The organism is Deltaproteobacteria bacterium, from assembly GCA_019308925.1.
Taxonomy (GTDB): domain Bacteria; phylum Desulfobacterota; class B13-G15; order B13-G15; family RBG-16-54-18; genus JAFDHG01.
In genome coordinates, this window is sequence record JAFDHG010000080.1 from 1 (window position 1) to 9,323 (window position 9,323).

At 52.6% G+C, this 9,323-nt stretch carries 10 protein-coding genes; 4 read left to right on the forward strand and 6 right to left on the reverse strand.

From position 1 onward, the window contains the following. The 6 genes from JRI46_11240 to JRI46_11265 form a co-directional block, all read right to left on the reverse strand. The coding region (locus tag JRI46_11240) for a cysteine--tRNA ligase (protein ID MBW2040141.1) at positions 1-1,391 on the reverse strand (1,391 nt) is incomplete at its 3' end. Positions 1,392-1,509: 118 nt separating this feature from the next. Next, complete coding sequence (locus JRI46_11245) at positions 1,510-1,842, reverse strand: hypothetical protein (GenBank protein ID MBW2040142.1); 333 nt, start codon at positions 1,840-1,842, stop codon at positions 1,510-1,512. Beyond that, positions 1,839-2,336, reverse strand: coding sequence for a 2-C-methyl-D-erythritol 2,4-cyclodiphosphate synthase (locus JRI46_11250; protein ID MBW2040143.1), 498 nt, complete (start codon positions 2,334-2,336; stop codon positions 1,839-1,841). The genes JRI46_11245 and JRI46_11250 overlap by 4 nt, the downstream gene beginning before the upstream one ends. After that, the gene (locus tag JRI46_11255; GenBank protein ID MBW2040144.1) at positions 2,329-3,372 is read right to left on the reverse strand and encodes a TRAM domain-containing protein; all 1,044 of its coding nucleotides are present in this window, start codon (positions 3,370-3,372) and stop codon (positions 2,329-2,331) included. Before JRI46_11255 ends, JRI46_11250 begins: the two co-directional genes overlap by 8 nt. Before the next feature lie 147 nt (positions 3,373-3,519). Next, complete coding sequence (locus JRI46_11260; GenBank protein ID MBW2040145.1) at positions 3,520-4,002, reverse strand: CarD family transcriptional regulator; 483 nt, start codon at positions 4,000-4,002, stop codon at positions 3,520-3,522. Between the two features lie 51 nt (positions 4,003-4,053). Beyond that, positions 4,054-5,178: a hypothetical protein gene (locus JRI46_11265; protein MBW2040146.1), complete on the reverse strand. Its 1,125-nt coding sequence runs from the start codon at positions 5,176-5,178 to the stop codon at positions 4,054-4,056. A gap of 181 nt (positions 5,179-5,359) precedes the next feature. On the opposite strand from JRI46_11265, the gene JRI46_11270 reads away from it, so the two are divergent. From JRI46_11270 to JRI46_11285, 4 genes are all read left to right on the forward strand, one after another. Further along, positions 5,360-6,643: a nodulation protein NfeD gene (locus JRI46_11270; protein MBW2040147.1), complete on the forward strand. Its 1,284-nt coding sequence runs from the start codon at positions 5,360-5,362 to the stop codon at positions 6,641-6,643. Positions 6,644-6,669: 26 nt separating this feature from the next. Next, a complete protein-coding gene (locus JRI46_11275) occupies positions 6,670-7,431 on the forward strand; it encodes a slipin family protein (GenBank protein ID MBW2040148.1) in 762 nt (253 codons plus the stop codon). 2 nt (positions 7,432-7,433) lie between these two features. Then, on the forward strand, positions 7,434-7,790 hold the full coding sequence (locus JRI46_11280) for a hypothetical protein (GenBank protein MBW2040149.1): 357 nt from the start codon (positions 7,434-7,436) through the stop codon (positions 7,788-7,790). A gap of 159 nt (positions 7,791-7,949) precedes the next feature. Beyond that, positions 7,950-9,323 (forward strand): transketolase (locus JRI46_11285; protein ID MBW2040150.1); only part of this gene is annotated, 1,374 nt, incomplete at its 3' end.

Genomic DNA, 9,323 nt, shown 5'->3' on the forward strand with positions numbered 1-9,323 from the left:
TCATCAGCCCGAGCCCAGTCCTTCTGCTGACGGGCCTCATCCCTCTCTTTGATCAGCCTCTCGATCTCCTCCTGGGCGAGGGAAAGATCCTTGGCCTTTCGTCTCCTCTCCCCTTCCAGGAAGTCCTGGGGGTCCTCCTGGAAGATGCCCAGGACCTTTCCTGTCTCGCTGAAGGCATCTCTGCCCGGGCGCAGGATCTGGGGGGTGTGGGGAGAAGGTTTTTGGAGGAGGCGATTGAGATCCCGACTCAGCTCAAAGATGGCAGCGAGGGCTGCGGCCGTATTGAAGTCATCATCCATTGCCTCCTTAAACTTAGTGGGGAACTCCTCCACTCGTCTGTAGATCGCCTTTTCTTCTGGAGAAAACCCCTCCCTTGTGTCAATCCCTTCTGTTTCCTTGTCGAGAATTTCGTTAATCCCTGCTAGCGTTTGATAGAACCTCTCCAGATTCCGACGGGCTACCTCCATCTCTTGTCGTGAGTAGTCAATAGGACTTCGATAGTGGCGGGAGAGGAAGAAGAGGCGCATCACCTCCGGGTGATATTCGTTCAGGATTTCTTTTATCGTTAGAATATTTCCAAGAGACTTGGACATCTTCTCCTTATTGATATTGACGAAGCCATTGTGCAGCCAATAGCGAACAAAAAGTTTTCCCGTAGCCCCCTCAGCCTGAGCGATTTCGTTGTCGTGATGGGGAAAGATGAGGTCCTTTCCGCCTCCGTGAATATCGAAGGTATCGCCCAAATACTTCTGGCTCATGGCAGAGCATTCGATGTGCCATCCAGGTCTTCCCCTGCCCCAAGGGGAATCCCAGGAGGGCTCGCCGGGCTTGGCTGCCTTCCAGAGGGCGAAATCCAGGGGGTTGCGCTTTCTCTCATCGACCTCTATCCGAGCCCCTGCCTGCATCTCCTCCAGGCTCCTTTTGGAAAGCTTGCCATACTCACTGAAGCCCTCCACTGAAAAATAGACGTCACCATTTATCGCATAGGCGTACCCCTCCTCTAAGAGCCGCTGGACCATGTGTATCATATCGGGAATGTGATCCGTAGCTTTCGGTTCTATAGTAGGTTTCTCCAAGCCAAGGGCATCCATATCGGCGTTGAACTCATTGATGTACCTGGTGGCTATCTCCTCGGTGCTAGTCCCTTCCTGCTGGGCCCGGTTGATGATCTTGTCATCCACGTCGGTGAAGTTCCGCACATAGGTTACCTCATACCCCCTATGCCTCAGATATCGATAGATGACGTCAAAGACCACTGCGCTGCGGGCATGGCCGATATGACAGAGATCGTAGACAGTGACCCCGCAGACATACATCCCGATACGCCCTCCCCGCAAGGGGATGAACTCCTCCTTCCGCTGGGTCATGGTGTTATATACCCTCAACCCCATTTCCCCTTCTCCTTTTTGTCCAGTACCTTCCTCAACCTCTCCAAGATCACCACCTTTCCCAAAAGGGGCAAGACCTTATGCAGCTCCGGACCCTCCACCCTCCCGGTGAGGGCTGCCCTTATGGGAGAGAAAAGCCCCTTTCCCTTGAGGGCCCCATCTTCTGCAAGGGCTGCCCTGGCCTTCTCATCCCAAGAGATCTTCCCCGGCAAGAAGATAGGGAGGTATCCTCTGGTCCCTCGCCCCACTCTGATCCCAACCAGTGCAGGTCCTCCATGATCGCCGCCTCTGCCGCAGGATCGAGCCGAACTAAATCGGTGTCCTCAATCCTGAGGACGAAGGCTCCGTCATGTTTTAGGGAAAAGAGTTTGTTATAGAGGGCAGTTCGTGCGTTCCCTATATGCAACAACCCTGTAGGGCTTGGGGCGAACCGGACTCTAACCCCACCTTTCATCTCCCCTCCAGGAGGGCTACGGCACAGGCAGCGATCCCCTCTCCCCTGCCTGTGAAGCCCAACCCCTCTGTAGTGGTGGCCTTGACATTCACCCTCTCTTTATTGATGCCCAAGGTCTCGGCGATCCTTTCCTCCATCTGGGGGAGATATGGTGCCAGCTTGGGGGCTTGGGCCATGATGGTAGCGTCGATGTTTGTTACTCCGAACCCCCTTTTCTTTACCACCTTGATTACCTTCTGCAGTAACAACAGGCTCTCCATATCCCTATATTGAGGATCGGAATCGGGGAAGTGCCTCCCAATATCCCCTTCAGAGATGGCCCCTAAAAGGGCGTCGCATATGGCATGCACCAGGACATCGGCGTTCGAATGCCCTAAGAGCCCCTGGGGGTGAGGGATCTTTACCCCTCCCAGGATTAAGGGACGGCCAGCTCCCAATCGGTGGACGTCGTAGCCTATCCCCATCCGAAACTCTGTGTTCCCCTTCTCAGCCATGCATTCTGCCTGCCCGCAAGGAGGGCTCTAAGGAGATAAAATCCTCCTCCCTAGGCCGAGCGAAGATCATCCTGCCTGCTGTGGTCTGCAATACGCTGGTGACCACTACATCGAGTTCCTTGCCGATGATCTTTTTCCCTTCCTCCACCACTACCATGGTGCCATCGTCCAAATAGGCCACTCCCTGGCCTGTTTCCTTCCCCTCCTTGAGGATCTGGACATGGATGGTCTCTCCTGGGAGGACCACGGGCTTCAGGGCGTTGCTCAGTTGGTTGATATTCAAGACGATCAACCCTTGAAGCTCTGCCACCTTATTCAGGTTATAGTCATTGGTTATGATCCTTCCGTTCATTTTCTTGGCCAGCTCCACCAGCTTGGCGTCCACCTCCTTCAATTTCAGGAAGTCCTGGTCCGATATCCTCACCTCCACGTCATTTTGCTTTTGCATCTTGTTGAGAATGTCCAAGCCCCTTCTTCCCCTATTCCTCTTGAGTGGGTCAGGGGAGTCAGCGATATGTTGCAGCTCGCGCAGGACGAACTGGGGGATAATGAAGGGCCCCTCCACAAATCCAGTTTCGCATACGTCGGCTATCCTTCCATCGATGATGACACTGGTGTCGAGGATCTTGGGCATCTCACCTTGGGGGCTGGTCTTGCTGAGGATCCTCCAGGTAGCTGGGTTAACCCCCTTTACTTTCCTCACGCCAATCATGATCCCCATATATCCTGTAAGGGTATACAGAAGGGGATAGATATGGGTTTCTTTCCAGCTGGGGGGAAAGAAGATCTTTGCGGCCAAATGGGTGAGGAAGAAGGCCATCATCAGTCCGATGATCCCCCCGATGATCCCCTTTCCCGAGGCCCTTTTGATGCTGATCTCCAAGAGGATGACCGCCGAGGCGACCAACCCCCCTCCAATCCCTCCCCAGATGGGAGAGTAAGGGGAGCTGAAAAGTTCTGGCCCTATGTACGTCCCTGCGAGATAGCAAAGGATTACCAGGGATATGCGGGTTATAGTTAAACCTATCTTCTCCATGTAGCACCTCCTGATCGTCTATTGATGATAATTTAGATAAGTCTTTCAATAAGGCGAGATAAAGGAAAGGAGCATTACTAAGTTATCAGCTCATGAAAGACGAGCAGCTAAAATACAAGGGAAAAAGGATAATAAGGCCCTTCTCTTTTAGGACAAAATGCCTTGGATCTCCTTCCCGATCTCTCCCTCTTCCACCTCCTTAGAGATGGCCAACTCCTTGATAAGGAGCCTCTTGGCCGTATCCATCAATTTTTTCTCCCCAAAGGAGAGCCCTTTTTCGGCCCTAATGGAGTAAAGCTCCCGTAAGACCTTGGCCACCTCGAAGATAGAACCACTCTTTATCCTCTCCATATAGCCACGATACCTTTGATTCCATGGCTGATGATTGTTATTAGGGACCTCCTTTTCCTTCAAGATCTCGTAGACTTGTGGGATCTTCTTCGGGTCAATTACCTCCCTCATGCCAGCCTTATGGGCGCTTTCTGTCGGGACCATGATGGTCATCTGTGTATCCAGGACCTTGAGTATATAAAAGTTCTGCACCTTCTTCCCCACCTCCATACCCTTGATGTCCTCGATGACCCCCACTCCATGACCAGGATAAACGGCGAACTTCCCTAACTCAAACATCTCACCCCCCACTTTTTAGTTTGCTCTCATATTACCCTTCCGTTGATTTAGTTAGCTTTGCGGAAGAGGTCTCACCACATCGTTTACCTGAAACCCGCTCCCCTCTACTACTTGGGCTGCCGAGGCATCGACGCCAAATAGCTTGGAAATCCTTATCCTCCCAATGGGTTTCGCCCCCCTGAGGCCTCCCGAAGGATATACCTCCAGGAGGTCGCCTTCTTTAAGGCCAGTTTGATAACCAGCATTCAGATAGACCATATTCCCTTCAACCAAGGCGATCCGCGTGAACCAGTCCATCCCGTTTATCTCCTTGGCGACTCGAGCGAGGATTTGGTCAACAGCCAGATCTACTGCCCTGTATTTGGCCTTCTCTTCGCTGAGCGCCCCTGTCTCCTCGCTCTCAGCGAGGGGATTGGTGGCGACAAATTCTTTAACGATGCGTCCATGCGTAGCATCGATGAACTTCGCCTCTATCCGAACAATGGCCATAGAACTCTTCTCGCTTTGGGCTGGAGCAGAAGAGGTGACAAAGGGGCCATAGACTGATCCCATAATGATTCCTTGGATACCCAAGGTCACGTTTAGCAACTTGGCCTTTGCCGGGTCTTTTAGGTCTTCAGGGCTGAGGCCCAGCTTTTCCAGGGTATGATTGACCGTCTCCCGATCCATCACCAAGGAGGAAAAGACCTTTATCTCCATCTTGTTGGCCAACCTTTCCGCTATGATCTCCCCAAATCTCTCATAGGCGAACTTGGTGCGATCATCAAATTTGAGGACGGCTATCTTTCGTTTAAGGTAAGGATGTTTAAGGGGTCTTGTGGTCAATGCAGGGGTTTTTTTCGGTTCGGTTTCCCTTACCTCTTCTCTTTTCACCTTTCCTACCCCTTTGACCTCTGCCCTCTTTATCCTCTCCGCCTCTAAGGGCAAAGGTTCTATTTCTCCGGCCAAGTACCTTTCCACCTCCATATATCTAAATTTTATATTTCCCTTTTCATCTCTTCCTGCCGGGACCTTGATGTATTTTTCCCCGTCGATGGTATATATATCTTTGTCTGCCAATCTGGCCAACTCTTCCTTCGTATAAGGTGACCTCTTGCTCCAGGGCAAGACAGAGCATGCCAGCGCTGAGGCCAAAAGGAGGGGAAGTAATAGCCTAATGATTGTTCTAGCCCGCACAATATCCTCTTTTAATAAAATGATATCAGAAAGGGGAGAGAAAGGCAAGGATAAACCCTTTTTCTTTTTGCCGAAAGGGAAAAGAGGCCGGTTTGCCCGCCATCTATAAAGCGGGTCTTTATGTTGACAAAGGGGTTACCTCAAGGTAAAATTTAAATAATAACGGGCCAAGAAGGGGGAGATGTTTAAGAAGGTCTTTTTGTTTTTCCTCATCTTTTCTGCGTCTATATCTATCCTTTCTGCACAAGGAGGGTTTATCTATCTCCTCAAGATCGAGGGGGTTATCAACCCCGCCACAGCAGGGTTTATCATCGAGGGGATCGAGAAGGCAGAAAAAGATGGTGCTCCTTGTCTGGTGATCCAACTGGATACACCGGGTGGACTTATGGAGTCGATGCGTTCTATTGTAAAGCGTATCCTCACCTCTCAAGTGCCCATCATCGTGTATGTAGCACCCAGCGGGTCCCGGGCTGGGTCGGCGGGGGTCTTCATCACCTTGGCCGCCCATATAGCCGCCATGGCCCCAGGGACCAATATCGGTGCGGCCCACCCCGTGCAGATGGGCGAGAAAAAGATGAGCAAAGAGATGGAGGCCAAGATCCTCAACGATACTGTTGCCTATATCAAGAACATCGCAAGGCAGAGGGGCAAAAATGAGAAATGGGCCGAGAGTGCGGTGAGGGAGAGCGTATCGGTTACCGACAAGGAGGCCCTGAAGTTAAGAGTTATCAACCTGATATCTCCCAGTTTGGAGGACCTTTTAAACAGGGTAGATGGGAGGCGGGTGGAGATCTCTCCTGGAAAGGTGATCGCCTTGGAGGTCAAGGGTCTGGAAATAAGGACCTTAAAGATGTCCTTCCGGGACCGGCTCCTCTACACCATATCTAATCCCAACATCGCTTACATCCTCCTCATGCTGGGCATGTACGGACTCTTCTTTGAGCTCGCCAATCCTGGGGTCATCCTCCCCGGGGTTATCGGGGGTATATGTCTCATTTTGGCCTTTTTCGCCTTCCAGATGCTTCCGGTCAATTATGCGGGTATCGCCCTCATCATACTGGGGATAATTCTGTTTATTGCGGAGATCAAGGTTACCAGCTACGGGATGCTCTCTGTCGGGGGGGTGATCTCCCTCCTGCTGGGCTCCATCATGCTCATAGAGAGCCCGGCGGAATTTCTGCAGATCTCCTTTACGAGATTTATTTTGCCCGTGGTGTTGGTTAGCGCCGGTTTCTTTCTCTTTGCCCTCACCATGGTCGTGAGGGCCCATCGCCGCCGTCCAACTACCGGGAGGGAGGGTTTGGTCGGAGAGACAGGGGTGGCCAAGACCGATTTGAGACCAGAAGGCTTGGTGGAGGTCCATGGAGAGATCTGGAGTGCGGTGGCAGAGGAGGAGATCACGGCCGGGGAGGGGATAAAGGTGGTCGGCTTGAAAGCTATGAAGGTGAAGGTTACAAGGCTTTAAAATAAAACCAGAAAAGGAGGGAAAACATGTTTTATCTACCCATTTTGATCCTTTTGCTCCTCATCATCTTGAGTGCTGCTGTCAAGATCTGCAGGGAGTACGAGAGGGGTGTCATCTTCCGGCTGGGGAGGCTCATTGGGTCCAAGGGGCCAGGGCTCTTTCTCATCATCCCAGGTATCGATCGGATGGTGAGGATAAGCCTGAGGACGCTGGTCTTGGATGTACCACCCCAGGACGTCATCACCAAGGACAATGTCTCCATCAAGGTAAATGCGGTGATCTATTTCAGGGTAATGACTCCGGAGGATTCGGTGGTCCAGGTAGAGGATTATCTCTATGCCACCGGCCAATTGGCCCAGACTACATTGCGCAGTATCGTGGGGCAGGTGGAGTTGGATGAGATCCTGGCGGAGCGGGAGAAGATCAATCAACGACTCCAGGGCATCTTGGACAAACATACCGACCCCTGGGGGATAAAGGTATCCCTGGTGGAGATCAAACATATAGACCTGCCCCAGGAGATGCAGCGGGCCATGGCCAAACAGGCCGAGGCCGAAAGGGAGAGGAGGGCCAAGGTCATCAACGCCGAGGGGGAATATCAGGCCGCAAAGCGACTCGCCGACGCCGCCAATATCATCCAGGAGTATCCTATCGCCTTGCAGTTGAGGTTCCTGCAGACCTTGCGGGAGGTGGCAGCGGAGAACAACTCGACCACCCTCTTCCCCGTGCCCATTGACCTCTTTGAGCCCTTTCTCAAGAAGTTAGTCGGTGGTAAGGCGAAAAAATAAGGTTGCTCTGGTTCCTGTTGTCGTTCCTGTCCGCCTTGATGTGGGCTACGGCCGATGCCTTGACCAAACGCTTTTTCTCCGGCCTCAACCCCTATGAAATGGGGTTGATCCGCCTCCTCTATCTCCTTCCCTTTCTCATCCCCCTCTTCTTTCTGGTGCCTATACCCTCCCCTCCTCTCCTTTACCCCTGCCTTCCTCATCCCCACCGGCTTTCTCTTTTTGGGCGAACTCCCCAATCTCTGGGGTGCAGGGGGGATCATCCTCGTAGCAGCGGGGGCCTACACCTCTGCCCTGAGAAAGGCCGCCATCCCGCGTTCGGTCCCTTCTACATTACCGCCTTGGCCATCTTCTTCCGTTAAATCCCTTGCCATTCTTCAGGAAATATGCAATATAGGGATTATCGGAGGCCTTTATGGGGATAGGGGATTTCCAGGAGAGGTTTGTCCCTCTCAATGAGGGTAGAAGAGGCGAGAGGATATTATGGTTGTTGCTAAAGGGAGATCTCAAAGGGTGTGGCGATGATCGATAGGGGTTTTGAGAAAGAAAAACTGAATGCTGAGGAGGTCAGAGAGATGCAGCGCATGGCGGTTCTGGCCAGGGGGGACATCATCAAGATGACCACCTTGGCAGGATCGGGACATCCTGGAGGGTCCATGTCTTCTATAGACATCTTTCTCCTCATCTATGCCAAGGCCAATCTGCGTCCCACTGATCCCCTTTTCCCCCAAAGGGATCGCATCATCATCAGCCATGGGCACACCTCGCCAGGGGTTTATGCTGCCCTGGGCAGGGTGGGGGTCTTCGACGTAGATGCGGCCATTACCACCTTCCGCCAGGCAGGCAGCATCTTTGAGGGACATGTGGATGCCAGGGTTCCGGGGGTTGAGTGGAACACGGGGAATCTGGGACAGGGTCTATCTGCTGGTTGCGGTATGGCCCTGGCCTCCCAGCTCTTGCGGCTGGGTTATCATACCTTTGTGTTGATGAGCGATGGAGAACAGGCCAAGGGGCAAGTAAGCGAGGCCAGGAGGTTTGCTAAAAAATACGATCTCACAGACCTAACCGTAGTCATCGACTACAATCGCCTGCAGATCAGCGGGACCATTGATGAGGTGATGCCGCAGGATATCAAGGCGGGTTATCAGGCCGATGGGTGGGATGTAATTGAGGTCAATGGACACGATTTCCAGGAGATCTATCAGGGGGTGAGAGAGGCCCTTGGGAGAAAACATACCCCTGTAGTCATCATCGCCCACACCGTGATGGGAAAAGGTGTGAGCTTCATGGAGAATGCACGGGAGTTCCACGGGAGGGTCCTAACATCAGAGGAGTACAAGGCAGCTATTGCCGAACTGGAGGTGGAGGACGATCTGGAGAGGTATCAAATATTGCGCCAGGAGGGGATGTTTATGGAGTGGAGGCCTCAGCGCCCTATTCCGTCATTAAGAGTTGATCCTGGAGATCCCTTTACGTATGAAGCGGGGGAGAAGGTGGGGAACAGAAAGGCCTTCGGGAGGGCCTTGACAGACCTGGCGCAGAAAAACTCGTCCCGAACAAATGGGACCCCTATTGTTACTTTAGACTGTGATTTGGCTTCTTCCGTCCAGGTGGAAGAGTTTAAAAGACTCTTTCCTGGCCATTTCTTCGAGGGGGGCATCCAAGAGCACAACACCGCCACCATTGCTGGGGCACTCTCCAAGGCGGGTATTTTGGCCTTTTTCGCTGATTTCGGGGTCTTCGGTGTGGATGAGACCTACAATCAACACCGACTCAACGATATAAACGGGACCAATCTGAAGCTTATCTGTACCCACACCGGGCTCGATGTGGGCCAAGATGGGAAGACCCACCACTGTATTGACTATCTTGGGGTGATGCGCAACCTCTTTGGT

Bases quoted from the DNA above. Each gene is read 5' to 3' on its own strand.
- JRI46_11250 (MBW2040143.1), bottom strand. From the start codon at position 2,336: ATGGCTGAGAAGGGGAACACAGAGTTTCGGATGGGGATAGGCTACGAC.
- JRI46_11270 (MBW2040147.1), top strand. From the start codon at position 5,360: ATGTTTAAGAAGGTCTTTTTGTTTTTCCTCATCTTTTCTGCGTCTATA.
- JRI46_11275 (MBW2040148.1), top strand. From the start codon at position 6,670: ATGTTTTATCTACCCATTTTGATCCTTTTGCTCCTCATCATCTTGAGT.
- JRI46_11255 (MBW2040144.1), bottom strand. From the start codon at position 3,372: ATGGAGAAGATAGGTTTAACTATAACCCGCATATCCCTGGTAATCCTT.
- JRI46_11260 (MBW2040145.1), bottom strand. From the start codon at position 4,002: ATGTTTGAGTTAGGGAAGTTCGCCGTTTATCCTGGTCATGGAGTGGGG.
- JRI46_11245 (MBW2040142.1), bottom strand. From the start codon at position 1,842: ATGAAAGGTGGGGTTAGAGTCCGGTTCGCCCCAAGCCCTACAGGGTTG.